Source organism: Phycicoccus sp. M110.8, from assembly GCF_032464895.1.
Taxonomy (GTDB): Bacteria; Actinomycetota; Actinomycetes; order Actinomycetales; family Dermatophilaceae; genus Pedococcus.
In genome coordinates this window covers 333,916-359,277 of sequence record NZ_JAWDIC010000004.1, presented here as the reverse complement: position 1 = coordinate 359,277, position 25,362 = coordinate 333,916, and the positions used below count along the sequence as shown (strand labels likewise).

Genomic DNA, 25,362 nt, shown 5'->3' with positions numbered 1-25,362 from the left:
CAGTCGGGCGAGGGAGCGTGCCCGGGTCCAAGGTCCCTGTGGTCCGGCGCCCGCCGCGCCGACGATGGGCGTAGTCCGCGGTGGCCGCCCCGCCGGACGAGAGCCCGGGACCAGCCAGCGGCGGCCGGAGGGAGCCACCGTGTCCGTCATCCTCAGCTTCGCCGGGGCGGCCGGCACCGTGACCGGCAGCAAGTTCGTCGTGGAGCACGAGGGCTCACGGACGCTGGTCGACGCGGGGCTGTACCAGGGTGAGCGGTCCTGGCGCCGGCTCAACTGGGAGCACACCATCGGGCACCCGGAGACCCTCGAGGACGTCGTCCTCACGCACACGCACCTGGACCACTGCGGGTACCTGCCGGCCCTCGTGCGCCAGGGCTTCCACGGCCCGGTGTGGGCGAGTGCCGGCACCGCGGGGCTGCTCCCCATCGTGCTGCGGGACAGCGCGCACCTGCTCGAGGAGGAGGCGGCATACGCCCAGGCGGCGGGGTACTCCAAGCACGACCCGGCGCTGCCCCTGTACACCGCGGCCGACGTCGAGCGCGTCCTCGCCCTCGTGCGGCCGGTGCCGTTCGCGGCGGCGCAGCAGACGGCGGGCGGCGCGACGGTGACGCTCCACCGGGCCGGGCACGTCCTGGGATCCGCCTCGGTGCACGTGACGGCCGGCGGGCGCTCGGTGCTCTTCTCCGGCGACCTCGGACGCCCCACCCACCCGCTCCTGCTGCCGCGCGAGGACCCACCCGCCGCTGATGCCGTCGTGCTGGAGTCGACGTACGGCGACCGGCTGCACCCGCACTCCGCGGGGTCGGACCAGCACGAGCCCCTCGCGGCCGCCATCCGCAGGACCATCGGCCGCGGCGGGTCCGTCCTCATCCCGGCGTTCGCGGTGGACCGCACCGAGCTCGTGCTGCTCGCGCTCGCCCGGTTGCGGGCCCAGGGGCGGATCCCGTCGGTGCCCGTGCACGTGGACAGCCCGATGGCCCTCGCGGCGCTCGACGTCTACCAGCGCCCCGACCTCGCCGCCGAGATGCGGCCGGAGGCGATCGCCGAGCTGCTGGCGATGACCGACGTGCACGAGGCCCGGTCGGCCGACGAGTCGCGGCGGCTCAACACCCCCGGTATGCCGTGCATCATCGTCTCCGCCTCCGGGATGGCCACCGGTGGCCGGGTCGTGCACCACCTCGCCAGCCTGCTGCCGCACGCGAGGAACACGGTGGTGCTCACCGGCTACCAGGCCGTCGGGACGCGCGGTCGCTCCCTGCAGGAGGGGGCCCGCGAGCTCAAGGTGCTCGGCCAGTACGTGCGCGTCCGCGCCGAGGTGGTCCTCGACGACACCTTCTCGGTCCACGCCGACGCCGACGAGCTCGTGTCGTGGCTGGACCGGCTGCCCCGGCCGCCGGAGGTCGTCTACCTCGTCCACGGTGAGCCCGCCTCGCGGGACGCGCTGGCCCAGCGGGTCCGCGAGCACCTCGACTGTGCCGTCGCGCTCCCGCGCCTCGGCGAGCGGGTCGTCGTGTGACGGCCCCCAACCGCACCGCCCGCCCCCGGGTGGTCCCGACCCCGCGAAGGAGAGCCCCATGACCGGTTCGGCATCGACCCCACCGCGCATCCGCCAGTGGCAGGTCCAGCTCACCCTGTTCGAGCACGAGGGCGCCACCCACGCCCGCGCCGTCCTGCACGGCGACTCCCCCACGCCGATCGAGGCAGCCGGCGACAGCACCCGGGGGCCGAACGACAGCGACGTCCCGGAGATCGGCGACGAGGTCGCCGTCGCCCGCGCGCTGCGCCGGCTCGCCGACCGGCTGCTCGACACGGCCGCCGGGGACATCGAGGAGGTCACCGGCGAGCACGACGTCACCCTCCGGCCGCTCTGAGCCGTCCGGGCCGCCATGACCGACATGCAGTCCCCGGCGGCCCTCGCGACCCGCAGCGAGCCGGACCCGCGGGAGTCGGCGGAACGGCTGCTGCGCGATCTGCGCACGAGCCGGCGGGGCCTCGCCGGTCGTGAGGCCGCCCGGCGCCTGGCCGTCACCGGCGAGAACGTGCTCGTGCGCTCCGGACGGCGTCTCTGGGTGCGCGAGCTGCTCCGACAGCTGACCCACCCGCTCGCGGCCCTGCTGTGGCTCGCCGCCCTGCTCGCGCTCGCCAGCGGCACGGTCGCCCTGGCCGTCGCCATCGTCGTGGTGGTCCTGCTCAACGCGCTGTTCGCGTTCGCCCAGGAGCGGCACGCGGTCCGCGCGGTCGAGGCGCTCGAGGCGTACCTGCCGCAGCAGGTGCGGGTCCGGCGCGACGACGAGCTCGTGACCCTCGAGGCACGCCTGCTCGTCCCCGGGGACGTGGTGGCGGTCGGCGAGGGCGAGCGCGTGTCGGCCGACGCGCGCATCCTCACGGGCTCCGTCGAGGTCGACCTGTCGACCCTGACCGGCGAGTCGCTCCCGGTCGCCCGGGGCGTCGAGGGCCGGGTCGACGCCCCGCTGCTCGAGGCCACCGACCTGCTCTTCAGCGGCACCTCCTGCGTGAGGGGCGAGGCGGAGGCGGTCGTGTACGCCACGGGCATGCACACCGAGCTCGGTCGCATCGCGGCGCTGGCCCAGCGGACCGAGCCCGACCCCAGCCCCCTCGAGCGGCAGGTCACCCGGGTCGCCAGGCTCATCGCCGTCGTCGCCGTGGGGACCGGGCTGGCGTTCATCCCGGTCGGCACCCTCGTCGCCGGGATGTCGGTGGCGGACACGGTCCAGTTCGCCATCGGGCTGCTCGTGGCCAACGTCCCGGAGGGGCTGCTCCCGACCATCACCCTGGCCCTCGCCCTCGGGGTCCGGCTGCTCGCCCGCAGCGGCGCCCTGGTCAAGCGGATCTCCGCGGTGGAGACGCTCGGGTCGACCAGCGTCATCTGCACCGACAAGACCGGCACCCTCACGCTCAACCGCATGCGCGTCGTCCGCTGCTGGACCCCGTCGGGCACCATCACCGTCGACCCCGCGGCCTCCACCCCCCTGGAGGGGGCGCGACGGCTCGTCCGCGCGGCTGCGACCTGCACCAGCGCCGGCTGGGACCCATCCGAGCCGTCGGTCGAGCACGGCGACCCGACGGAGGTGGCCCTCCTGCGGGCCGCGCCGCTGGCAGGGCTGCCCGTGCCCGACCACGCCGACCGGGTGCAGGTGTTCCACTTCGACCCCGCGCTCAAGCGGATGTCGGCGGTGCACACCGGCGGAGGGGACAGGGTCGTGCTGACCAAGGGCGCCCCCGAGTCGCTCGTGGGGCTGTGCCGCTTCGTCGGCGCCGAGGACGGCACCGACCTGCTGCTGGGGGACGAGCAGCGCAGGGCCGTCCTCGCGCTCGTCGACGCCTGGGCGCGGGAGGGGCTGCGGGTCCTGGGTGTCGCGTCCCGCCGGGTCTCCCCGGCGGAGCCCGGCCGGCTCGAGCGGGCCTCGGCCGAGCGCGACCTCACCCTGCTCGGCCTCGTCGCGATGGTGGACCCGCCACGGACCGAGATCGCACCGGCGGTGCGCGCCTGCCACACCGCCGGCATCCGGCTGGTCATCGTGACCGGCGACCACGGCCTCACCGCCAGGGGGATCGCCCAGCAGGTCGGCATCGGTGACGCCGGCACCCCGGTGGTCACCGGTCGCGACCTCGACGCGATGGGCGACGCCGAGCTGGACACGCTGCTCGAGGCGCACGAGGAGCTGATCTTCGCCCGCAGCTCACCGGAGGCCAAGCTGCGGATCGCCGACGCCCTGCGCGCGCTCGGCCACGTGGTGGCGATGACCGGCGACGGCGTCAACGACGCACCGGCGCTGCGCCGCGCCGACATCGGGGTGGCCATGGGGCGCACGGGAACCGACGTCGCCCGGGAGGCGGCCACCATGGTGCTCACCGACGACAACTTCGCCACGATCGTCGCCGCCGTCCGGTCCGGGCGACAGGTCTACGACAACGTGCGCAAGTTCATCGTCTACATCTTCGCCCACGCCACCCCGGAGGTCGTGCCGTTCATCGCCTACGCCCTCTCCGGAGGTCGGATCCCGTTGCCGCTCACGGTGATGCAGATCCTCGCGATCGACCTGGGCACGGAGACGCTGCCGGCGCTGGCGCTCGGGCGGGAGCCTGCCGAACCGGGGATCATGGAGGCACCGCCCCGGCGTCGGGGCCAGAACGTGGTCGACCGCACCATGCTCGGCCGGGCGTGGGGGCTGCTCGGCGGGCTTTCCGCGGTGCTGGTGCTCACGGCATACCTGGTCACGCTGCGGGCGGGCGGCTGGCGTCCCGGCGCCCATGTCGCGACCGGGCCCCTGCACCACACGTGGCAGCAGGCGACCACCATGTCCTTCCTCGCGATCGTGGCCTGCCAGGTCGGCACCGCCGTCGCGGCCCGGACCCAGCGGGCCTCCCTGCGCCGCACCGGGCTGCTGACCAACCCGTTGCTCGGCTGGGGCATCGCCTTCGAGCTCGCGTTCGCGGCCGCGGTGGTGCTCGTGCCCGCCGCCCAGCGTGTCTTCTCGACCGCCGCACCCGAGCCGTGGCAGCTCGCCCTGCTGGTGCCCATGCCGGTGCTGGTGTGGGGTGCGGACGAGCTGTGGCGCTGGCGCCGGCGCCGGTGGCGGCCGACCGCCGCGGCGGGACCAACGGCCCGTCCCTGAGGCCGTCGCGCAGCCGATGCTGGGGATCGGGAAGGAGATGGTCCGGATGTCAGACCACGTGCGCACACCTGTGGGTCAGGACACGACGGAGGAGACCGAGCTCAGGGAGCGGGCCCTCAAGCGGCTCAAGGACAAGCGCGGGCTGATGGCCCACGTCCTGTCCTACGTCATGGTCAACGCCCTGCTCATCACCATCTGGTTCGTCACCGGCGCGGGCTTCTTCTGGCCGGTGTTCATCCTGCTCGGGTGGGGAATCGGCCTGGTGCTCAACGCCTGGGACGTCCTGTGGCCCGAGCCCGGTCCGGAGCGCGTCGAAGCCGAGATGGAGCGCCTGCGCCGACGTCAGCACCCCTCGTGAGCGGTCGGCCGACCAGCACGCGGCGTATGCCGTGGAACCAGCAGCGTGGCAGCTGCAGCGAGCACCGAAGGAGGACCCCATGACGACAGCCACCGGCCGCCCCATCGTGGTCGGCGTCGACGGAGCCACGTACACGCGCAGCGCCCTCGACTGGGCGCTCGAGGAGGCCGTCCGGGAGGGCTGCGGGATCATGCTCGTCCACGGGCGGCAGGTCCCGGTGCAGGGCCCCCACATCGAGCCGCTCATGGAGGCGTCCGACGCGGTGGCCCAGCGCGTCCTGCACGCCGCGAAGCAGCGCATCCACGGCGTCTCCCCCGGGACGCAGGTCACGACCGCCACCGGGATCGGCAGCCCGGCGATGCTCCTCGTCGACGCGTCCGAGGACGCGTGGCTCGTCGTGGTCGGGGCCCGGGGTCGTGGCACCGTCGCGAGCGCCTTCCTCGGGTCGACGTCGATCGACGTGGCCGCCCGCGCCCACTGCCCGGCGATCGTCGTGCGCGAGCTCCCCGCCACCAGCTCGGCCCCGTCGGGCGTCGTCGTCGGGTCGGACGGCTCCGACCGCAGCGCCGCCGCCGTCGGCGAGGCCTTCCGTGAGGCCGACTCGCGCGGTGCGCCCCTGACGGTGGTGCACACCTGGTCGATCGAGCTCGCCGACACCGGCATGACGATGATCGAGTCAGACGAGGCGCGGGAACGGATCGCCGAGTCGGAGTCGCGACTCGCGCACCAGGCCGTCGCCGCCTGGGCCGAGAAGTACCCGGACGTGCCGGTGCGGACCCTGGTCCTCAACGCCCACCCCGTCGAGGCGCTCGCCGACGCCTCGCGTGACGCCGAGCTCGTCGTCGTCGGCAGCCGCGGGCGCGGCGGCTTCCGTGGGCTGCTCCTGGGGTCGGTCAGCCAGGGCGTGCTGCACCATGCGCACTGCCCCGTGATGGTCGTGCGACCGGAGGAGGGAACATGACCCGCGACACCAGGGCCGCCACGGGCACCTCGGCGACCGGGTCACCCAGCACCGACGGCAGCCCCCCGGCCACCATGCGTTATTGGCTCGTGCGGCTGGCCATCTCCGAGCGCGGGGACAGCACCTGGGCGCGCGCTGTGCTGCGGACCAACCCCGGGCGGGAGCTCGACGCGACAGGTCGCGCGGTGTGCCGCGCCGGCGAGCTGCCGGACCGCGAGATCGGCGACGAGGTGGCCGTGGCCCGCGCGCTGCGGGCACTGGCCGACCGGCTGCTCGAGCGGGCCACCGCCGACATCACCCAGGTCACCGGCGAGCACGAGGTGTCGTTGCGGCACCACTGAGGGCGGGAGACTCAGCGCCACTAGTGGGCGCCGGGCGCTCGATCTGGGGGTGTTCCCGGTAGCCCCAGGGCGCCCGCACCGTTTACCGGATCTGCCGATGACAGCGCAATTGGCTATGTCCTCGGTACGGTGGCGGCATGAGATCGAGGAGGCGCCTGGCGGACGGGATGGAGCTCGATCGTCTGTTGAAGGGTCGCCCCAACTTCCGGGTCTACACGTCTCAGAGTCAGGTCGCCGCGGCGCTTTGGGACTACGGGGAAGATGAGTTGGCGGCACGAGCCATCCAGATGAACGATGACGATCTTCGCGCCATCGAGCGGATCAGCTCTTGGTACGAGGACCCGAACTATTCGCTTCCGATGACCGGTCAACGAGTCACACATAACCATGTCAACGCCTTCGCTGCGATCACGTTCTTTGAAGGCAAGGTCCGGGCGCTCGCCCGTACTCGTCGACGTGCCGAGAAGGATCGTCCCGGCGCCTACACGCCCCTGCCGCCAACGCCCTCAAGGAATGACTAGAACCGCACTCTCGTGCCGCGATTAGCGCGGGCTCGGGCTGATGGGCCGCCAGGTCAGCGGGAGGTCCGGCAGGCTGTGACCGTGCATCCCTACGAGCCTTTGCGCTTCCACGGATCGATGGTCTGGCTGAACGAGGAGCAAGGCGGACGACCCTCGGATCCACCTACGCCCTCACCCGAACGCGACTACGCAGCCAACGGCTTCGTTCCACCCTTGACCGTAGACACCGGCCTCGCCTCGTTGGTGGTGCGTCCCGCGACGCCAGGCTCATGGCGATCCGTCGCAGACGTTGGATGGCTCGTCGGTGACTACCGATACCCGCACGACGTCACCGCCGGAGACGTGATCGTGGTGACCGAGGGACCGACGATCGTCGGCTACTTCCACGTCGAGTCGGTGAACTAAGCGCAACGCACTCTAATGCCGCGTTTCGCGTACTGTTCCTGCGTGCCGGACGCTCTGCGTTAGTCACCCTTAGGGGCGAGGCATGCCATCTGGCCAACCGCCGAGGGCGCCCAGATTCTTGGGTGCATCGAACCTGCAACCGGTCAGCCCGATTCGGAAGCTCACCGACCCACCGGACGTGGTGAACCAGACCTGGACGAAGGAGCCGTCATCCATGGGGCAGCTGATCGCCCCTGCCGGTGGATCCGGAAGCGCCTTCAGGGCGGTGACCAGTGCGCGAGCTTGCGGCTTCCCGAGCCTGGTGTGGAAAGTCCGACAGCCGTGGGGGTCACCCTCGGCACCTTCATTGAGTCCTGGAAACCAAACAAGATCGGCGAAGGACGCATCCGATGGCAGATCGTCTCTGCTCGTGGTCGACGGCCGGGGCGCGCTCACCAGGCAGGTCGCCGCGTCGGAGTCTGCGACCTGCGTCGGTGAGGCCGCTGGCCAAGTCGCTGGCAATGGGGCCGGAGTCGGACCAGCGCTGCAGGCTGTCAGTGCCAGCGCGCCGGCGCACACCCAGACAACCAGAGGACCTCTCACCTTCGTGAGACCGGCAGAGGGCTGCCGTGGTTCCACGGCGAACCCGCACGCTCATGCCGCTTAGTGGGCGTTTCGCGGAGGCGATCCAGGTCAGGCTGCGAGCGAGACTGAGCGCCGGCGAGCGTTCCCGTGACAGGTGGCGCAGCGTCGTGGCAGGGCAGGCGCGCCGGAGACCCAGCGCCACCACTGGGCGCCGGACGATCAGCCGCGCGCCAGGCGTTCGCGGGTCAGCCGTGCGTGGTTCGACCAACCCGTCAGGACGCCGACGCCGGTGAGCTGCCCGGTGGCGAGGTCGTCCAGCGCCCGGTCGGCCTGCTCGAACGGGTAGCTCGTCACCTGCGCCCGCACCTGCAGCCGTCCCGCGAGCCGCAGGAACTCCTCGCCGTCCGCCCTGGTGTTGGCCGTGACGGTCGTGAGCCGCTTCTCCAGGAACAGGTGCCGCTGGTAGTCCAGGACCGGCACGTCGCTCAGTTGGATGCCGGCCAGCACGAGGCAGCCGCCGCGGTCCAGCGCCTCGAGGGCCACCGGCACGAGCTCGCCCACGGGGGCGAAGACGATCGCCGCGTCCAGCGGCACCGGCGGCGGGTCGTATGCGTCGCCCGCCGACGCGGCCCCGAGCTCGAGCGCCATGAGCCGGGCCCTCGCCCCGCGCGTGAGGACGTGCACCTCCGCCCCCTGCGCCAGCGCCACCTGCGCCGTCAGGTGTGCGCTCGCCCCGAACCCGTACAGCCCGAGACGGCCCCCTGCGGGCAGGGCCGCCCGCCGCAGCGCCCGGTACCCGATGATGCCGGCGCACAGCAGCGGAGCCGCCTGCTCGGCCGGCAGGGAGTCCGGCACGCGGTAGGCGTACGCGGCCGGCGCGACGACGTACTCGGCATACCCGCCGTCGTGGTCCCACCCCGTGAACTCCGCCCGCGGGCAGAGGTTCTCGGCGCCGCTGCGGCACCAGCGGCACTCGCCACAGGTGTGCCGCAGCCACGCGACACCGACGCGGTCGCCGGCGGTGAAGCGCCCGCCCGCCTCGGCCGCGACGACGGTCCCCACCACCTCGTGCCCGGGGACGACGTGGGGCCGGTGCGGCGCGAGGTCGCCGTCGGCGACGTGCAGGTCGGTGCGGCAGACCCCGCACGCCTCGACGCGCACGAGCACCTCGCCGGGCCCGGGCTCGGGCACCGGACGGTCCACCGGCCTCAGCCGCCCCGGGGCGCCTCCCCGTCCGGTGACCTCCCAGGCCCTCATCCGCAGCACCTTCCTGTCCCCGGGACCGCGGCGCCGCGAGCCCGGACCCACTCCAGCACGACGGGCCGCGGCGGTGCCAGGACCCAGGTCCCGCAGCCTGCCGGCAGCCGGGCTCGGTGCTCGTGGGTGCCGCGCCCCGAGTGCCCGTCGGCGCTCCCGCCCCGCGTGCCCGTCGGCGCTCCCGCCCCGAGTGCTCGTCGGGTCCGCCGCCGCGAGTGCTCGTCGGCGCTTCCCGACTCAGTGCTCGTCGAGGTCCGACCAGTCGAGCGCGTCACCGCCCAGGCGTGACCAGCCGCCACTGAGGAGGATCTCGAGCAGCTCCTCCATCTCGGCGTGCGTGAGCCGGCGCTCCTCCGGCCGCCACTCGTCCGCCACGTGCTCCCGCCCTCCCGGCGCAAGGTCTCGGGTCGTCCGCACGCCCGTGCTCCCAACGTCAGGCAGCCCGGGCGGGGCGGCAACCGGGCGCCGGTGCCGAGCGGCGTGTCGCGCGGTGATACCAGCCGAACGGCTGACTTCCCGCCCCGGCCCGGGACCAAGGGCCCTGAGCGCGGCCCCGGGATGCGGGTTGACTCGATCTCGGGTGCGGACCGCCCGCACCGGATCGAGGGAGCAGGTATGCCGCAGACGTCGAGGACCACGCGCACCCCCACGGACGACCCCGCCGGGGACGCCCTGACCCACCTGTCGGTGCGCGAGCTGCTGCAGCGACTGGCCGCGTGCGAGGAGGCGCTGCGGGCCCCGCTGCCCGAACGGTTGTCATCGCCGGGTTCGGCGGGTTCGCCGGGTTCGTCACCCGGTTCGCCTGCGTCGGGGCGCGGGTCCGTTCGTCGCGTGGCCGGCCACCCGGTCCCCGGCGCGGGACTGCCGATGCCCGGCCAGCAGGCACCAGCCGAGCGGCAGGCGATCCTGCGCGACGAGGCCGCCATCTCCCGCGAGCTGCAGCGGCGCCGGCACCTGCGCCACCCCCGCCAGCACGCGGCCGACCGTCGCCCGTCGGCGGCGTGGCCGCCCCCACCGTGGTGACAGGAGATGCCATGACCGGTGACACGACGTCCGGCTACGAGGTCGAGACGGTCACGCTGCACGACGAGCCCACCCTGGTGCTGCACGGCACCGTGGCGGGAGGCCAGGTGGCCACCTTCATGCAGGAGGCGTTCGCCCGCGTGGCGCGCGTGGCCGGCGGCGACGGGATGCACATCGCCGGGCCGCCCTTCGCGCGGGTGCACCCCGACGACGACGGCACCCTGGAGGTCGAGGCCGGGTTCCCCGTCAGCGGCGTGGCCCTGGGCCAGGGCGACGTCAAGGTCTCGCACCTGCCCGGTGGCACGGCCCTGCGCACGACGCACCGCGGCGCGTACGCCCAGAGCCGCCTGGCCCACGAGGCGTTGCACGCGTATGCCGCGGAGCACCACCTCACGCCCGCCGGCGACGCGTGGGAGGTCTACCTCGACACCCCGGACGTCCCCCAGCCGCGGACGGTCGTGGTGCTGCCGACCCTCGCCGCCGGGGACGCGGCCCTCGCCGTGTCGCGCTGAAGCCTCGCGCTGACCTCGCACCGGCGGCCGCGCGCAGGCCCTAGGTCCCTGTGCCGCCGGCGGGGAGCCCGGCAGCCTTCCGACATGGGTACACCGCACGGCGAGCAGATCCCCGTCCTCGCGCTCGAGCGCCACCTCGAGGGGTGGGTCCGGCTGGAGCTCATCACCCCGCGCCAGGCCAGCCGGATCCTCGCGCACGAGTTCGGCCGCGACCACCCCGCCGGCTCCGGCCACCGGCTGCGCGCCTCGTAGCCCGCCCTCACCACGTCCGCGGGGCGACGACCCGCGCGATGACGTACGAGCTGAGCGCCACGACCCCGACCACCAGCCAGTGGCCGGGACCGAGGTGACGGGTGTCGAGCAGCTCGCGCAGCGGCGGCACGAGGACCGAGGCCGCCATCAGGACGGCCGCGGCGACGAGGCCGGCCGCGAGCGTCCCGAGCTCGTCCCGCCACCGGGCCACCCAGCCGTCCCCGGTGCGCCCGGCCCGGGCCGCCCAGGCTACGGCGAGCTGTCCCATCCCCAGGCACAGCAGCGCGACCGAGCGCGCCTCGCCACCCCCGACGACGAGCGACGCGGCGAGGCTCGCCAGCCCCAGCCAGGTCGCCAGCAGGACCACGCGCCACCACAGCCCCGCCCCGAGCACCGCCTGCCCCGGCGGTCGCGGCGGCCGGTCCATCGTGCCGGGTTCGACGGGCTGGGTGCCGAGCCCGGCACCGGCGAAGGAGTGGGTGAGCAGGTTGACCCACAGGATCTGGGCCGGCAGCAGCGGCACGGGCACGCCGGCGAGCGGTCCGGCGAGCATGAGGACGAGCTCCGAGCCGCCCCCCGACAGCCCGTAGAGCAGGAACCGGCGGATGTTGGTGAAGACGCGTCGCCCCTCGCGGACGGCGGTCACCACGGTCTCGAGGTGGTCGTCGGTCAGGACGAGGTCCGCGGCCTGCCGGGCGACATCGGTCCCACGACCGCCCATCGCGACGCCGATGTCGGCGCGGCGCAGGGCGGGTGCGTCGTTGACTCCGTCGCCGGTCATGGCGACGACCTCGCCGCCGGCCTGCCAGAGCTCCACGAGAGTGCTCTTGTCCTCCGGTCGCGCCCGCGCCACCACCGAGGCCCGCGCGTGCGCCTCCTGCACCGGACCGCCGTCCATGGCGACCACGTCCCCTGTGGCGGTGGGCTCGCGCAGGCCCACCTCGGTCGCGACCGCGGTGGCGGTCCCGGGGTGGTCCCCCGTGACCAGCACGAGGCGTATGCCGGCGGCGCGGCACTGCTCCACGGTGCGCCGGGAGGCGTCGCGGACGCGGTCGGCGAGGGCCAGCAGGCCGGCCACCACCGGCGGGCCACCGTCCACCGAGACGGTCACGGCGAGGACCCGGCTCCCGGCCGCGGCCCACTCCCCCGCAACGGCCAGCGCCTCGGCCCGCTCGCCGTCCCCGCCCACGGAGGCGACCTCGCCGTCGTCGTCGTCCGGCGCCGGCACACCGGCTCCGGGTCCGGAGGCGGAGTCGGGCCCGAGGAGCACCTCCGGCGCTCCCTTGCGCACCGTGAGCTCGCGCCCGTCGGGGCCGCGGTGGTGCGTCGTCATGTGCTTGCGGGTGCTGTCGAACGGCGTCTCGCCGACCCGTACCCAGCCCTCCGCGGGCGTGGTCGGGCGTCCCTGCTCGGCGGCCCAGCTGAGCAGCGCGGCGTCGACGGGGTTGCCGACCGTGGTCCCGTCCCTGGGGTCGAGCGAGGCGTCGTTGCACAGCACCGCCAGGTCGGCCAGGTGCTCGAGCGTGCCCGATGCCGGGACCCAGCCCCTCGTCACGCTGAGCCGTCCGTGGGTGAGGGTGCCCGTCTTGTCGGTGGCCAGGAGGGTCACCGCTCCGAGCGTCTCCACAGCGTCCAGCGAGCGCGCCACCGCCTGGTGGCGGGCCATGCGGCGCGCGGCGAGGGCGAGGGTGACGGTGACGACGAGGGGCAGCGACTCGGGGACCGCCGCGACGACGAGGGCGACCGCGGCGAGGACCACCAGCTCCAGCGGCTGCCCCATGGAGACCCCGACGACCAGGTAGACGGCGCTGAGCGCCACCGCGACGACCGCGAGCTGGCGCGACAGGCCCGCCATGCGTCGTTGCAGGGGCGAGGCCTGCGCCGGACCCGCGGCGAGCGCGGCGATCCGCCCGACCGTGCTGCGCGGACCCGTGGCGACCACGCGCGCCGTGCCGCGGCCGTGCACCACGACGGTGCCGGACCGCAGCAGCGCCTCCTCGGGCGGTGCCCCCGGCTCCTCCACCGGTCCGGGGTCGGGTGCCGGGTGCCGGCCGACGTCCAGGGACTCCCCGGTGACGACGGACTCGTCGACCCGCAGGCCGACCCCCTCGACCAGGACGGCGTCCGCCGGCACGAGGTCGCCGGCGCGCAGCCGGACGAGGTCACCGGGGACCAGCTCCGCGGCCGGCACAACCCGCTCCGCACCGGAGCGCACGACCGAGGCGTGCACCGGGACCAGCGAGCGCAGGGCCTCCACGTCGGCGGCGGCCCGCAGCTGCTCGCGGATGCCGATGCCGCTGTTCACGATGACGACCAGCACAATGACCAGGGTGTCGGTGACGTCCCGGCTCAGGGTCGTCAGGACCATCGCCGCGAGCAGCACCAGGACCAGCGGCTCGCGCAGCGAGGTCAGCGCCAGCCGGCCGACGGACGGGCGGCGTGGGGGCGGCAGGGCGTTGGGCCCGACCCGGCCCAGCCGGGCGGTGGCCTCGCCCTCGTCCAGCCCACCCGACAGCGGGTGGGGCGCCACCCCGGCGCCCCACCCTGACCCGCCTGCGGCCGGTTGCACGGTCGGCCGTCAGTCCGCGGGCTTGTCGGCCCGTTGCACCGGGATCGACACCGGTTGGTGGTCGGCGTGGTGCGTCGGCACGCGCACCTCGAGCACGCCGTCCGCGTAGGTGGCGGTGACCTCACGGGGGTCGACGTCCCCGGGCAGCCTGATGCTGCGCGTGAAGGCGCCGTAGTGGAACTCGTGGTGGCTCTTGTCCTTCTGCTCCTCGCGGCGCTCGCCGCGGATGGTGAGGACGTCCTCGTCGATGCTCAACGTCACGTCCTTGTCGGGGTCGATGCCCGGCATCTCGGCACGCAGCACGTACGTGTCGTCCTCGGTGTAGTCCTCCACCCGGACGTAGGGCGCCAGCCCCAGACCCCGCACCCCTGACGGGGAGCCCTGGTCCAGCCAGTCCAGCAGCTCGGACATCATCGAGCCGGTCGAACGGCGGGCAACTGTTGTCATGGCGGTTCTTCCTTCCCGGCACGCGGGTCGTGCCGTCCCCTCCACCGTTGTCGGGCCGCCCGACCGCGGGCAGGGGCCAAGGTCCCCACCGGGGGTCAGCCGACCGGCACCTGCGCGAGGTGGATGTCCATGACGTTGCCGAGCAGGTGGAGCGCCTCGTCGTGCGGTCGCTGGAAGGAGTTGCGGCCCATGATCGTCCCGAACCCGCCGCCCATCGCGGTCTGCCGGTTCTCCTCGAGCACGGCCGCCGTCTCCTTCGCGGCACCACCGGAGAAGATGACGATCCGGTGGCCGTCGAAGGCCGACTGCACGACGTGCCGCACGCGGTCCGCGAGCGTCCCGAGCGGCACCCCCGCCTTCTCCAGCGCGGCCCGCGCCGCCTCGGACTCGATGTGCTCGGTCGGCGGCTTGACCTTGACGACGTGGGCGCCGAGCTGGCAAGCCAGGTGCGCGGCGTATGCCACGACGTCCACCGCCGTGCGCCCCTCCTGGCTCACACCGCTGCCGCGCGGGTAGGACCAGACGACGAGGGGCAGCCCGGCCGCCTCGGCGTCCCTCGCGAGGGCGCGCAGCTGCTGGTACATCTCGTTCCTGCGCGCCGAGCCCGGGTAGATCGTGAAGCCGACCGCGGCGCACCGCAGGGCCAGGGCCTCCTCGACCCCGGCGACGACCGCGGGTTCGGGGTCGTCGCCGACGTACAGGCCGTCGGCGTTGTTGCACTTGAGGATCAGGGGCAGGTCCTCGGCATACTCCGGCGCCACCAGGCGCGCGGCACCCAGGGGCAGGGCGTGGGCGCTGCACCCGGCGTCGAGGGCGAGCCGGGCGTGGTAGCGCGGGTCGTAGCCGGCCGGGTTCGCGGCGAAGCTGCGGCCGGGGCCGTGCTCGAAGCCCTGGTCGACCGGCAGGACGACGAGCTTCCCGGACCCGCCCGTGCGGCCCTGCATGAGGATGCGGCGCAGGTGCGCGAGGGTCGCGGGGTCGTCGGCCGGGTACCACGACAGGATCTCGTCGACACGGTGGGACATGGCTGGACTCCTCTGGTCAGGCGGCGACGTCGATGTAGATGTGGCCCGGCAGCTCGCCCACGCGGTAGCCCACGACGTCGTCGAGCCCCAGCGCGATCGTCAGGACGCCCTCGAAGTCACCGGCCACGACGTACCCCTTGAGCATCGGGAAGCCCAGGTCGTGCCGGCCGGTCAGGGCGTGCTCGCCCTCGTCGTCGTGCCCCTGGGCCGGCCGCAGGACGACCTGCAGGTAGCGGCGGCCCGGCATGGCCAGGCGCTTGCCCGACCCGTCCGCCACGACGACCGGGACGTACCGGATCTCGTAGCCCGGCAGCCGTCCCTCGACGTCGAACACGATCCGGTCGAACCCCTCCGAGGAGTGCGCCGCCGCGCGGATGCGCACGACCCGTGGCACGGGCGGCACGGCCAGGTTCCGGGTGACGACGGTCGGGCCGGAGGTCCAGCCGGTCCCCGGGGTCGGCCGCGACGAGGTCGTCGAGGAGCTCGACGAACCGGACGACGAGGAGCTCGAGGACGCCGTCGTCGACGAGGACGACGTGCTGCTCGAGGAGCTGCTCGGCGAGGCCGAGGCTGACGTCGAGGCGGAGCCGGAGGTGGGAGCAGGAGAGGTCGTGCTGGTCCCCCCACCGCCCGAGGAACCGCTGCACCCCGTCAGCGCCCAGGCGACCAGCACGACCGCAGCCACGACGCACCGTCCCCGTGTCCTGGTCATGGCCTGCTCCCTCCTGCCTGCGGCGAGCATCCGTCCGGTGGCACCGGCCCCGGCAGGGCCGTTGGTCCCCACCTGCGCCCGGCGTGAACGCACCTGTCGGCACGGGAGTCCATGGCCTTGCGTGACCATCGACACCGTGGTGCCCACGGCGTATACAGGAAGAACGCGACAGACCACCTCTTCATACCGCCCGGACCGTGCGGCATGACCTCCAGAGGTCTGCCGACACCAGGGACAGGCGGCGCCGGGCCGCCGGTTGGGACGGGCAATGTTCACCTCCTCCGAGGAGTTCCACATCACCATCACGCACTCCCCCGCGTCGGACGGCTGGGGGTTCGTGGGGAGCGTCAAGATCGCCGAGCACGAGTGCTACCGCACGCTGCGCGTCTTCCCCACGCCCACCGAGGCGCTCGAGGCCACCCAGGTCGTCATGGGCGACGTGCTGGGGGCGCTGCTCGCGGGCCAGGAGTGGCGCACGCTGAGCGACGAGGTGGGCCGCACCCCCACCCGGGCCGACCTGCGGCTCGGGCTCACCAACGCCTTCGCGCAACAGGACGGGGACCCAGGGCGAGGGTGACGAGGGCGCCGCGATGTCCTGCCGCACGGGACCTTCGGCCCTGGTGGCAGGCGTCGCGGTGACCCAGGCTCGGGGCAGGCTGCAGGGCCCCGACCGACCGGTGGTGAGCAAGGAATGACGATCGGCGACGCGCCCGTGGTCGTCGTGGGCTGCGACGGCTCCTGGGCCTCGGGCATCGCGACCCGGACGGCCTCGCTCGAGGCCGGGCGCCGAGGTGAGGACCTGGTCGTCGTGCGGGTGGCCGAGCACCTCTCGGCCCGCGCAGCGGCCGGCCACCCCCCGGGTCGCGGCGAGGTCCGCGACCACGAGCTCGTCCAGCGGGCCGCCACCGAGGCGGAGGAGGCGGACCCCACCGTCCGCGTGGAGACCGTCGTCGCCCAGAGCCTGGAGGACCCGCTGCTGTCGGAGCTGGCCGACCGCTCGACCCTGCTGGTCCTCGGCCGGCGGACCCGGGGACACCACCCCTTCCGCCCGGGGTCGACCAGTGACGTGCTCGCCCGCCGGTTCGGCCGGCCCGTCCTGGTGCCGGGGCACGACGACCCGCGACCCGTGCGCCCCATGGACTACGGCCTCGGGTCGGTGGTCCTGCGCCCGCCGCGGGTGACCGTCGGCTTCCGCCCAGGCGTGGACTCCCCCAGGCTGCTCGCCGTGGCGGCCGACGCCGCCCTGCGCCGCGGCCTGGCCCTGCGGGTCGTCTCCTGCGTGCCGGCGGTCGGGCGCGACGTCGACCACGTCCAGCGCTCGGTCTGGGACTCGGTCCGCGCCGAGCCGTGGAACAGCGTCGACGGGTGCGACGTGCGCGTCGTACGGGGTGCGCCCGAGGTCCACCTGCTCAGCGACCTCGGCCCTGCCGACCTGCTGGTCGTGGGGGCCGGGCCGGCCGTGCGCCGGGGTGGACTGGCCCGCGGCTCGGTCCTGCACCGGTTGCTGGACGACCCGCCCTGCGACGTGCTCGTGGTGCAGCCCCTCGCCGACCCCCTCGCGCGACCGCTCGTCGTCCCGGCGGCCTACCCGGCCGTCGCGCACGCCGGCTGAGCCGGTCAGGCGCTGAGCCGGTCAGGCAGCGCCGGCTGAGCCGGTCAGGCAGCCGGGACTCCGGACCCGTTCCCGGCCTGGACCCCCGAGCCTCCGGCCTGGCCCCCCGACCCGTTGCCGGCCTGGACCGCCTCTGCGGCCGGCACGGCCCCCTGGGTCGTGGCGGTGGCGACGGTGGCGGCGGCCCTGCGCCCTTCGCGGTCGAGGAACGAGCTCAGCTCCTCGATCGTGCTCATCAGCGGCGCCGGGAACACCACGGTCGTGTTCTTGTCGACGCCGATCTCCACCAGGCTCTGCAGGTTGCGCAGCTGCAGCGCCAGCGGGTGCGCCATCATCACGTCCGATGCCTGGCCCAGCGCGGTGGCGGCCAGCGACTCGCCCTCCGCGTTGATGATCTTGGCCCTCTTCTCGCGCTCGGCCTCCGCCTGCTTGGCCATGGCGCGCTTCATGCTCTCGGGGAGCTGGATGTCCTTGAGCTCGACCAGCGTCACCTCCACGCCCCACTCGGTCGTGGTGACGTCGAGGATCTGCCGGATGTCGAGGTTGATCCGGTCGGTCTCCGACAGCGTCTCGTCGAGGGTGTGCTGCCCGACGACCTTGCGCAGGGTCGTCTGCGCGATCTGGTCGATCGCGGCATACACGTTCTCGATGGCCACCACCGACTTCACGGCGTCGACGACCCGGAAGTACGCGACGGCTGAGACGTCCACGCTCACGTTGTCGCGCGTGATGATGCCCTGCGACTGGATCGGCATCGTGACGATGCGCAGCGAGACCCTGCGCAGCACGTCGATGACGGGCACGATGACGCGCAGCCCCGGCTCGCGGACCCCGATGACGCGACCCAGCCGGAAGAGCACGCCCAGCTCGTACTGCTTGACGATCCTCAGCGAGAGCACGAGCAGCAGGACGACGACGATCCCGATGACGGACAGCACCACAGCCATGGGTCCACCATGCGTCCGCGCCGGACCCCGGGAGCGGGCCCTAGGTCCCGACCTTCGGGCCGTGCGCTGCGGTATGCCGCGGCCGCGCCGGGCCCCGCGCGCGCCCGCGACACGCACGAAACGGCGGTTGCCCGGCATACCTCGGGTTGGTGTCCCGCGGGAAGCCGAGCAACCGCCGTCTCGCAGAAGGCGGTGAGACGCGCTAGGGCAGGTCGACGCGCTCGTTGTCGCCCTCGTAGCGCTTCCCGGTCGCCTTGGCCTTGACCAGGTTGAGCACCTGGACGACCTTGCCTCCCGGGCTGTCCCAGTACTCGGCGCTGGTGGCGTCGACCTCGATGACGATGTTGTTCGGGTTCTCCGGGCCGCCCTCGAGCCAGGCGTCGGTGAAGGTGTCCCAGTACTTCGCCAGGAGGGCCGGGTCGGAGATGATCCGCGCCGTGCCGGACAGCGAGACCCAGCTGCCGGAGCTCGAGTAGGCGACGTTCACCTGCGGGTTGGCCTCGATGTGCGCCACCTTGTGCGACGCGCGCTCGGAGACGAACCGCACGGTGCCGTCGAAGTCGACGTCCTGGGTGGCCATCGGGTGGCTCATGAGCCGGCCGTCGGGGGCGACGGTGGTCAGCATCGCGATCCTGACGTCGCGGACCAGCTCGGTGACCTTCGCTGCGCCCTCGTCGTCGGGACGGTGGTCGGTGTCGTGGTCGGGCACGAGGGCTCCTTCGGTGGTGGGCTGTCGGGTCCCTCCTGCCTACCCCACCCAGCAGAAAGCCACACCTCGGGCAGCAACCCCGGTGTGGCTTCGTGGGCCGGGACCTCGTCCCCGTGGGACTCGTCCCTCCACTCTCAACGTATAGCGGACCGGGGGGCTTGCGGCAAGGCCCCCGTCGTGGCGGACACTTCCGGCCGGACACCGCACCGGACAGACGGAGGACCCGCGTGACCAGTCCCACCACGAGCGCGTTCGCGCTCCCGGAACGCTTTGCCGCCAAAGGCGATCCGACCCTCATCGCCGACGACGAGCGGCACTTCCGCGACATCGGCCTGACCCTGGAGGAGACGCTGGCGTCCCTCTCGCGGCGCCTCGAGGAGCAGCGCCGGGCACCTGTGCGCGCGGGACAGGAGGCCCTCGAGCGCGACCTCGAGGTCCACCGGCTCGGCGGACGCCTGCGCGCGCTGCGCCGCTTCGGCCTCGACCTGTGCCTGGGGCACGTGGTCCGCGCCGGCGACCCCGAACCCGTCTACGTCGGCCGGCTCGGCCTGCGCGACGACGACGGGCGCCAGCTGCTGCACGACTGGCGCTCCCCCGCCGCCGAGGCGTTCTTCGGCGCGACCCACTCCAACCCCATGGGGCTGGTGAGCCGGCGGCGCTACCGGTGGACGGGCGGGCGCGTCAGCGACTACTGGGACGAGGTCTTCACCGCCGAGGGGCTGCAGGGCCACGCCGCGTCGCTGGACGACCAGTCCGCCTTCGTCGCGAGTCTCGGCAGCACCCGCTCGCCCCGCATGCGCGACGTCCTCGGCACCATCCAGGCCGACCAGGACGCCATCATCCGGGCGGGGTCGCGGGGCGCGCTGGTCGTCGACGGCGGCCCGGGCACGGGCAAGACGGTCGTGGCGCTGCACCGCACGGCATACCTGCTCTACTCCGACCCCCGGCTCGGCCACCGGCGCGGCGGGGTCCTGTTCGTCGGCCCGCACGAGCCGTACCTCGCCTACGTCGCCGACGTCCTGCCGAGCCTCGGCGAGGAGGGCGTCCAGACGTGCACCCTGCGCGACCTGGTCCCCGAGGGTGCGACGGCTCTGCCAGAGACCGATGCCGAGGTGGCGCGGCTCAAGGCCTCGGCGCGGCTGGTCACGGCGGTCGAGGCGGCGGTGCGGTTCTACGAGGAGGCGCCGACGGAGCCGCTCGACGTGTCGACCCCGTGGGGCGAGGTCCGGCTCGACGCCGAGGACTGGGCGACCGTGCTCGACGCGCCCGCGCCCGGCACGCCGCACAACGAGGCCCGCGACGACCTCTGGGACGAGCTCGCGACCGTGGTGGCCGAGCGCCTGGAGGCGGACACAGGTGGCGCCGGCGACGGCGACGAGGTCGACGAGGTCGACGAGCGGCTGCTCGCGCGGACCCTGCGCTCGGACGAGCAGCTGCGCGCCGCGGTCGAGCGGGCCTGGCCGCTGCTCGAGCCGACCGACCTCGTGGGCGACCTCTGGACCGTCCCGGCGTTCCTGCGCCTGTGCGCCCCGTGGCTGACGAGCGAGGAGGTGCGCTCCCTTCAGCGGGCGGTGCCCGACGCCTGGACCGACGCGGACCTGCCCTTCCTCGACGCCGCGCGCCGCCGCCTGGGTGACCCGCGGGCCTCGCGTGAGCGGCGCCGGCGGGAGGCGGTGCAGGCCGCCGAGCGCGAGGAGATGTCGCGCGTGGTCGACGACCTCATCGCGAGCGACGACTCCGAGATGCACGTGATGTCGATGCTGCGCGGGCAGGACCTGCAGACCGCCCTGGTGGACGAGGCGAGCGTGCCCACGGCCGACCCCGACCTGCTGGCCGGGCCGTTCGCCCACGTCGTCGTCGACGAGGCCCAGGAGCTCACCGACGCCCAGTGGCAGATGCTGCTCGGGCGCTGCCCGTCGCGCAGCCTCACCGTGGTCGGCGACCGCGCCCAGGCCCGGCACGGCTTCCACGAGTCGTGGCAGGAGCGGCTCGGCCGGATCGGCCTCGACGGCGCCAGGCTGGCGCACCTCGGGGTCAACTACCGCACGCCGCAGGAGGTCATGGCCGAGGCGGAGCCGGTGATCCGCGCCGCCCTGCCGGACGCCAACGTCCCGACCTCCGTCCGCGCGAGCGGGCGACCCGTGGTGCACGGCCGCGTCGCCGACCTGCCGGGCGTCGTGGACGCCTGGCTCGTTGAGCACGCCGAGGGCGAGGGCGTCGCGTGCGTCATCGGCGACCCGTCGTTCGCCGGGACGGCGCGGGTGCGCTCGCTGACGCCCCAGCTGGCCAAGGGGCTCGAGTTCGACCTCGTCGTGCTCGTCGAGCCCGAGTCGTTCGGCGACGGCATCGAGGGAGCCGTGGACCGCTACGTCGCGATGACCCGCGCCACCCAGCAGCTGGTCGTCCTCGCGGGCTGACGGGCCCGGTCCGCCGGTGGGGACCTTGGGCCCTTCGCGGGTATGCCGTCACGCAGGTTTGCTCGACGCATGCGGTCCGTGCCACGCCCGCTCGACCGCGCGGTGCCGCGATGACGACCGTGCGGCCGCGGGCGCGCACCGCCGGCCCGGCGCCCTCGCGGGAGGCGGCGCCGCCGCGCTCGGCCGTTGCCCGGGCCGCGGCCCGGCCTGCGGACGAGGTCGCCTCCGGTCTGCACGTCGTGCCGGAGCGGGGCCTCTCGGACGCCGAGGCCGACGCGCGCCGGCGCACCGCGGGCGCCAACGCGATCGCGTCGCACCGGGCCAGCGCGCTGGCCGTCCTGTGGCGCCAGCTGCGCTCGCCCCTGCTGGTCCTGCTGGTGGTGGCGGCCTCGGTGTCCTTCGCCCTGGGCCAGCGCCCGGACGCGGTCATCATCGGTGTCATCGTGGCGCTCTCGGTCTGCCTGGGGTTCGGGAACGAGTACCGCGCCGAGCGTGCGGCCGCCGCCCTGCACAGCCAGGTGCGCCACCGGACCGAGGTGCTGCGGGACGGGACCTACCGCCGCGTCGACGTCCTCGACCTCGTCCCCGGCGACGTGGTCGCGTTGCGGGCCGGCGACGTGGTCCCCTGCGACCTGCGGCTCCTGCAGGCCGTCGAGCTCGAGTGCGACGAGTCCATCCTCACCGGGGAGTCGCTCCCGGTGGAGAAGAGCACCTCACCGGTCGCGGAGGGGTCGGCCGTGGGCGACCTCACGAGCGCCGCCCTCATGGGCACGGTCGTCCACGCCGGGTCCGGGGTCGGACTCGCCGTCGCGACCGGGATGTCGACCGAGTTCGGGACGGTCGCCGCCGGACTGGAGTCCCGCGAGCTGGAGACCCGGTTCCAGGCCGGCCTGCGGCAGTTCTCCATGATCCTGGTCTGGGTCAGCGGTGCGCTGACCGCGTCGATCTTCGTGGTCAACGTCGCCCTGCAGCGGCCGCTGCTCGACGCGCTGCTCTTCTCCCTCGCGATCGCGGTCGGGATCACCCCGCAGCTGCTCCCCGCCGTGGTGTCCACCAGCCTGGCCGCCGGGTCGCGCCGCATGACCCGGCACAAGGTGCTGGTCAAGCGGCTCGTGTGCATCGAGGAAATCGGGGACGTCGACGTCCTCTTCACCGACAAGACCGGCACCCTGACCGACGGGCGCGTGGGCTTCGCCCGGGCCATCCCCACCGCCCCGGGGCGCGCCGTGGAGGTCCTGCGCTGGGGGTTGCTGTGCAGTGAGGACCCCCAGGGACCGGCCGGTGCCGTGGGCGGCAGCGCCCTCGACGCGGCGCTGTGGTCGACGCCGGAGGCTGCACGCGCCGCGGCATGGCTCGCCCGGTGGCGACGGGTGTCGTCGGTGCCCTTCAGCCACGAGACGAGGACGGCGTCGGTGCGCTGCGAGAGCCCGGTCGACGGCGTCGTCGAGGTGGTCAAGGGCGCGCCCGAGGCCGTGCTGGAGCGGTGCGGACCGGTCCCGAGCCGGGTCGCCCACGCGCTGGACGCGGAGTTCGCGGCCGGCAACCGGGTCATCGCGCTGGCCCGGCGCACGCCACCGGAGGGGGCGTTCCACCTCGAGGGCCTGCTCGTCTTCCTCGACCCGCCGAAGCGCGGCATCGACCGCTCCCTCGCCCGGCTCGAGGGGCTCGGCGTCGACGTCAAGCTCGTCACCGGCGACAACGCGGCCGTGGCCGCGAAGGTGTGCGCCGACCTCGGGCTGTCCCACCCGGGCGAGCAGGACGTCCTCGACGGCTCCGAGCTCGACCGGATGGACGACGCCACGCTCGCCGCGCGCATGGCCGGCACGGTCGTGTTCGCCCGGGTCAGCCCGGAGCAGAAGGCGCGCATCGTGCGGGCGCAGCGGGCCACGCGCAGTGGTGTCGCGTTCCTCGGCGACGGCGTGAACGACGCCCTGGCCCTGCACGCCGCGGACGTGGGCATCTCGGTCGACTCGGCCACCGACGTCGCCAAGGACGCCGCCGACGTCATCCTCCTGGAGAAGGACCTCGACGTCCTCGCCGACGGTGTCGTCGAGGGCCGGCGGATCTTCGCCAACACCATCAAGTACGTGATGATGGGGACGTCGAGCAACTTCGGGAACATGTTCTCCGCCGCCGGCGCCTCGGCGTTCCTGTCGTTCCTGCCGATGCTGCCGTCGCAGATCCTGCTCAACAACCTGCTCTACGACACCAGCCAGCTGGCGATCCCGACCGACGGCGTCGACGCGGAGCAGCTGCGTCGACCGTCGCACTGGGACATGCGCCTCATCCGCCGGTTCATGGTGGTGTTCGGGCCACTCAGCTCGGTGTTCGACTTCATGACCTTCTGGGTGATGCTGCACATGTTCCACGCGGACCCGGCGCTGTTCCGCTCCGGCTGGTTCGTGGAGTCCCTGGCGACCCAGACCCTCATCATCTTCGCGATCCGCACCCGCCGCGTCCCGTTCTTCCGCAGCGCCCCGAGCCTGCCGCTCGCGGCTGCAGCGTGGGGCGTGGTGCTCACGGGCGCGGTGCTTCCCGCGACGCCGCTGGCGCACACTCTGGGCTTCCAGACGCTGCCCGGCCTGTTCTACGCCACGCTGCTGGTGATGGTCGCGGCCTACCTGCTGCTCGTCGAGGTCGGCAAGAAGCTGTTCTTCGCCGTCCTCGAGGGGCCACCCCGCATCGAGCGGCACCCGTCGCGCCCGGTGCGGCCACGCCGGGTGCACCGTCGCGCGTCGCGGTTCAGCACCGGAGGACGCGTGGGCCAGGACGCGTCGCACCCCGCGCCAGGCGGCTGACCGGCGCGTGCGCCGTGTCACTCGCTCTCTGGCCGCCGCCCCGCGGGTGGACCGTCGCCGGTCCGTCGTCGCCAGGCCCGCTCAGGACGGCGTCGCCGGGTCGGGCGTGACCCCGCCCTGCCTCGTGCGCCCGAAGGCGTGGCTGAGCGCGAGCACGGCGACGCCCACGACGCTGCCGAGCACCGTCTCGACCCCACGGTCCACCAGCAGGCCGCTGGCCGGGACGCGGTGCGCGGCCTGCCCCATGAGCAACGCCAGCGGCGTGATGGCCAGCAGGGCCAGCCCGTAGTTGCGCCCCACGAGCAGCTCGGTCACGAACTGCAGGACGGCCACGAGCGCCACGAGCCCGACGCCGCGCAGGTCGAGGGCCAGCAGGGCCGCCGCAGGGAGCAGGCCCACGAGGGTCCCGCCCACGCGGTGGACGGCGCGCGTCAGCTGCCCGGACATCCCGCGCACGGTCAGCGGCGCGACGGCGGCCACCATGGCCCAGTACGGGTGCCCGATGCCGGCCAGCACGGCCAGGGCACCGGCCGGCACGACGGCGACCGCGTCGCGCACGGGCAGCCACGAGTGGTGCAGCCGGACGGGCAGCGCAGGCGACCGCGACCCACGCAGCACGCCGCCCACCGCGCCGACGGCGAGCGCGAAGACGACCGATCCGGCGGTCACCACCGCGGCCGGACCGAGGTCCGCCGGCGTGTGCGGTGCCGAGGCACACGCCCCGAACGCGAAGACCAGGAAGAGCGAGCCCGGCGGGTGCCAGTCCTGCGCGAGCGCCAGGTGCGAGCCGGCGTATGCCACGGCGCCGGCGACCGGGACGGCCCACCATGCGGCGTGCGGCAGGCACCCGACGAGCACGCCCAGCAGGACGGCACCGAAGAGCGCCGCACCCGCTGTCGCCTGCATGGTGGCTCGTGACAGGTGCCGGTGGTTGCGCCCGTAGAGCGAGGCGAAGGCGCCGAACGCGGCATACGGGGACCACTCCGGACGCCCCGCGAGCACGACCACGAGCAGGGGCACCGCCACGGAGACGGCCGCCCGGGCGGCGACGCGGTGCGCACCCTGGTGCGGTCGCAGGTGCCACAGGTCCAGCTGGGTCACGGGCTGATGGCTCCTGTTCGTGGTCGGGGAACCCAGTCTCCCCGGTCCGCGTCGGGATGGTGGCCCGGGTCCCGCCGGGCGGGCTGGGCGGCCGGCGGCCAGGGCGGCCGGCCGTGTTTGCGGCGGCTCCAAGCGGGGCATGCCCTCCGTGCCGCGACCGGTCACGCAGGCCGTGGGCCCGGACTCGGCCGAGG

25 protein-coding genes are annotated in these 25,362 nt (G+C 74.2%); 16 read left to right on the top strand and 9 right to left on the bottom strand.

The features are described from left to right. Positions 1 to 139 precede the first annotated feature (139 nt). From RKE38_RS17140 to RKE38_RS17105, 8 genes are all read left to right on the top strand, one after another. Positions 140 to 1,516, top strand: coding sequence for an MBL fold metallo-hydrolase (locus tag RKE38_RS17140; RefSeq protein ID WP_316008682.1), 1,377 nt, complete (start codon positions 140 to 142; stop codon positions 1,514 to 1,516). Between the two features lie 58 nt (positions 1,517 to 1,574). Next, entirely contained in the window at positions 1,575 to 1,871 is a 297-nt protein-coding gene (locus RKE38_RS17135; RefSeq protein ID WP_316008681.1) for a DUF1876 domain-containing protein, read from the top strand. Positions 1,872 to 1,886: 15 nt separating this feature from the next. Further along, positions 1,887 to 4,637 (top strand): cation-transporting P-type ATPase, encoded by a 2,751-nt coding sequence (locus tag RKE38_RS17130; RefSeq protein WP_316008680.1) that lies wholly within the window; start codon positions 1,887 to 1,889, stop codon positions 4,635 to 4,637. Between the two features lie 46 nt (positions 4,638 to 4,683). Further along, a complete protein-coding gene (locus tag RKE38_RS17125; protein WP_316008679.1) occupies positions 4,684 to 4,995 on the top strand; it encodes a 2TM domain-containing protein in 312 nt (103 codons plus the stop codon). A gap of 79 nt (positions 4,996 to 5,074) precedes the next feature. Beyond that, positions 5,075 to 5,956: a universal stress protein gene (locus tag RKE38_RS17120; protein ID WP_316008678.1), complete on the top strand. Its 882-nt coding sequence runs from the start codon at positions 5,075 to 5,077 to the stop codon at positions 5,954 to 5,956. Then, positions 5,953 to 6,297, top strand: a complete 345-nt coding sequence (locus tag RKE38_RS17115) for a dsRBD fold-containing protein (RefSeq protein WP_316008677.1) — start codon at positions 5,953 to 5,955, stop codon at positions 6,295 to 6,297. Before RKE38_RS17120 ends, RKE38_RS17115 begins: the two co-directional genes overlap by 4 nt. Before the next feature lie 137 nt (positions 6,298 to 6,434). Continuing rightward, positions 6,435 to 6,818, top strand: coding sequence for a hypothetical protein (locus RKE38_RS17110; RefSeq protein WP_316008676.1), 384 nt, complete (start codon positions 6,435 to 6,437; stop codon positions 6,816 to 6,818). An 81-nt stretch (positions 6,819 to 6,899) separates the two neighbouring features. Then, positions 6,900 to 7,223 (top strand): hypothetical protein, encoded by a 324-nt coding sequence (locus RKE38_RS17105; RefSeq protein ID WP_316008675.1) that lies wholly within the window; start codon positions 6,900 to 6,902, stop codon positions 7,221 to 7,223. Positions 7,224 to 8,006: 783 nt separating this feature from the next. Here the strand turns inward: RKE38_RS17105 and RKE38_RS17100 are convergent. Together RKE38_RS17100 and RKE38_RS17095 are read right to left on the bottom strand one after the other, a co-directional pair. Then, positions 8,007 to 9,044, bottom strand: a complete 1,038-nt coding sequence (locus RKE38_RS17100; RefSeq protein WP_316008674.1) for a zinc-dependent alcohol dehydrogenase family protein — start codon at positions 9,042 to 9,044, stop codon at positions 8,007 to 8,009. 237 nt (positions 9,045 to 9,281) lie between these two features. Then, positions 9,282 to 9,461, bottom strand: coding sequence for a hypothetical protein (locus RKE38_RS17095; protein ID WP_316008673.1), 180 nt, complete (start codon positions 9,459 to 9,461; stop codon positions 9,282 to 9,284). 198 nt (positions 9,462 to 9,659) lie between these two features. On the opposite strand from RKE38_RS17095, the gene RKE38_RS17090 reads away from it, so the two are divergent. The 3 genes from RKE38_RS17090 (at position 9,660) to RKE38_RS17080 (ending at position 10,831) form a co-directional block, all read left to right on the top strand. Further along, complete coding sequence (locus RKE38_RS17090; protein ID WP_316008672.1) at positions 9,660 to 10,067, top strand: hypothetical protein; 408 nt, start codon at positions 9,660 to 9,662, stop codon at positions 10,065 to 10,067. 11 nt (positions 10,068 to 10,078) lie between these two features. Continuing rightward, on the top strand, positions 10,079 to 10,579 hold the full coding sequence (locus RKE38_RS17085) for a GyrI-like domain-containing protein (RefSeq protein ID WP_316008671.1): 501 nt from the start codon (positions 10,079 to 10,081) through the stop codon (positions 10,577 to 10,579). 84 nt (positions 10,580 to 10,663) lie between these two features. Then, a complete protein-coding gene (locus RKE38_RS17080; RefSeq protein WP_316008670.1) occupies positions 10,664 to 10,831 on the top strand; it encodes a hypothetical protein in 168 nt (55 codons plus the stop codon). Between the two features lie 7 nt (positions 10,832 to 10,838). Here RKE38_RS17080 and RKE38_RS17075 read toward each other — a convergent pair whose 3' ends face one another. The 4 genes from RKE38_RS17075 to RKE38_RS17060 all read right to left on the bottom strand — a co-directional run bounded on the left by RKE38_RS17075 (position 10,839) and on the right by RKE38_RS17060 (position 15,275). Further along, entirely contained in the window at positions 10,839 to 13,361 is a 2,523-nt protein-coding gene (locus RKE38_RS17075) for a cation-transporting P-type ATPase (protein ID WP_316008669.1), read from the bottom strand. A 48-nt stretch (positions 13,362 to 13,409) separates the two neighbouring features. Further along, complete coding sequence (locus tag RKE38_RS17070; RefSeq protein WP_316008668.1) at positions 13,410 to 13,847, bottom strand: Hsp20/alpha crystallin family protein; 438 nt, start codon at positions 13,845 to 13,847, stop codon at positions 13,410 to 13,412. A 95-nt stretch (positions 13,848 to 13,942) separates the two neighbouring features. Then, positions 13,943 to 14,872, bottom strand: a complete 930-nt coding sequence (locus tag RKE38_RS17065; RefSeq protein ID WP_316008667.1) for a class I fructose-bisphosphate aldolase — start codon at positions 14,870 to 14,872, stop codon at positions 13,943 to 13,945. A 16-nt stretch (positions 14,873 to 14,888) separates the two neighbouring features. Beyond that, entirely contained in the window at positions 14,889 to 15,275 is a 387-nt protein-coding gene (locus tag RKE38_RS17060; RefSeq protein WP_316008666.1) for a hypothetical protein, read from the bottom strand. A 13-nt stretch (positions 15,276 to 15,288) separates the two neighbouring features. Here RKE38_RS17060 and RKE38_RS17055 point away from each other — a divergent pair, with 13 nt between their 5' ends. The 3 genes from RKE38_RS17055 (at position 15,289) to RKE38_RS17045 (ending at position 17,196) form a co-directional block, all read left to right on the top strand. After that, positions 15,289 to 15,792: a hypothetical protein gene (locus RKE38_RS17055; RefSeq protein WP_316008665.1), complete on the top strand. Its 504-nt coding sequence runs from the start codon at positions 15,289 to 15,291 to the stop codon at positions 15,790 to 15,792. A 60-nt stretch (positions 15,793 to 15,852) separates the two neighbouring features. Further along, the gene (locus RKE38_RS17050; protein WP_316008664.1) at positions 15,853 to 16,161 is read left to right on the top strand and encodes a DUF3806 domain-containing protein; all 309 of its coding nucleotides are present in this window, start codon (positions 15,853 to 15,855) and stop codon (positions 16,159 to 16,161) included. A gap of 114 nt (positions 16,162 to 16,275) precedes the next feature. After that, the gene (locus tag RKE38_RS17045) at positions 16,276 to 17,196 is read left to right on the top strand and encodes a universal stress protein (RefSeq protein WP_316008663.1); all 921 of its coding nucleotides are present in this window, start codon (positions 16,276 to 16,278) and stop codon (positions 17,194 to 17,196) included. Positions 17,197 to 17,240: 44 nt separating this feature from the next. On the opposite strand, the gene RKE38_RS17040 is transcribed toward RKE38_RS17045, so the two are convergent. Both RKE38_RS17040 and RKE38_RS17035 read right to left on the bottom strand, forming a co-directional pair. Beyond that, positions 17,241 to 18,143 carry a slipin family protein gene (locus tag RKE38_RS17040; protein WP_316008662.1) on the bottom strand — a complete coding sequence of 301 codons (903 nt, stop codon included), beginning with the start codon at positions 18,141 to 18,143 and terminating at the stop codon, positions 17,241 to 17,243. Between the two features lie 202 nt (positions 18,144 to 18,345). Further along, positions 18,346 to 18,852, bottom strand: a complete 507-nt coding sequence (locus tag RKE38_RS17035; protein ID WP_316008661.1) for a pyridoxamine 5'-phosphate oxidase family protein — start codon at positions 18,850 to 18,852, stop codon at positions 18,346 to 18,348. A gap of 227 nt (positions 18,853 to 19,079) precedes the next feature. Here RKE38_RS17035 and helR point away from each other — a divergent pair, with 227 nt between their 5' ends. Both helR and mgtA read left to right on the top strand, forming a co-directional pair. Further along, positions 19,080 to 21,269 carry an RNA polymerase recycling motor ATPase HelR gene (gene helR, locus RKE38_RS17030; RefSeq protein ID WP_316008660.1) on the top strand — a complete coding sequence of 730 codons (2,190 nt, stop codon included), beginning with the start codon at positions 19,080 to 19,082 and terminating at the stop codon, positions 21,267 to 21,269. A gap of 110 nt (positions 21,270 to 21,379) precedes the next feature. Continuing rightward, a complete protein-coding gene (mgtA, locus tag RKE38_RS17025; protein WP_316008659.1) occupies positions 21,380 to 24,067 on the top strand; it encodes a magnesium-translocating P-type ATPase in 2,688 nt (895 codons plus the stop codon). 81 nt (positions 24,068 to 24,148) lie between these two features. Here the strand turns inward: mgtA and RKE38_RS17020 are convergent, their stop codons facing one another. Beyond that, positions 24,149 to 25,168, bottom strand: coding sequence for an FUSC family protein (locus RKE38_RS17020; protein ID WP_316008658.1), 1,020 nt, complete (start codon positions 25,166 to 25,168; stop codon positions 24,149 to 24,151). Positions 25,169 to 25,362: the final 194 nt, after the last annotated feature.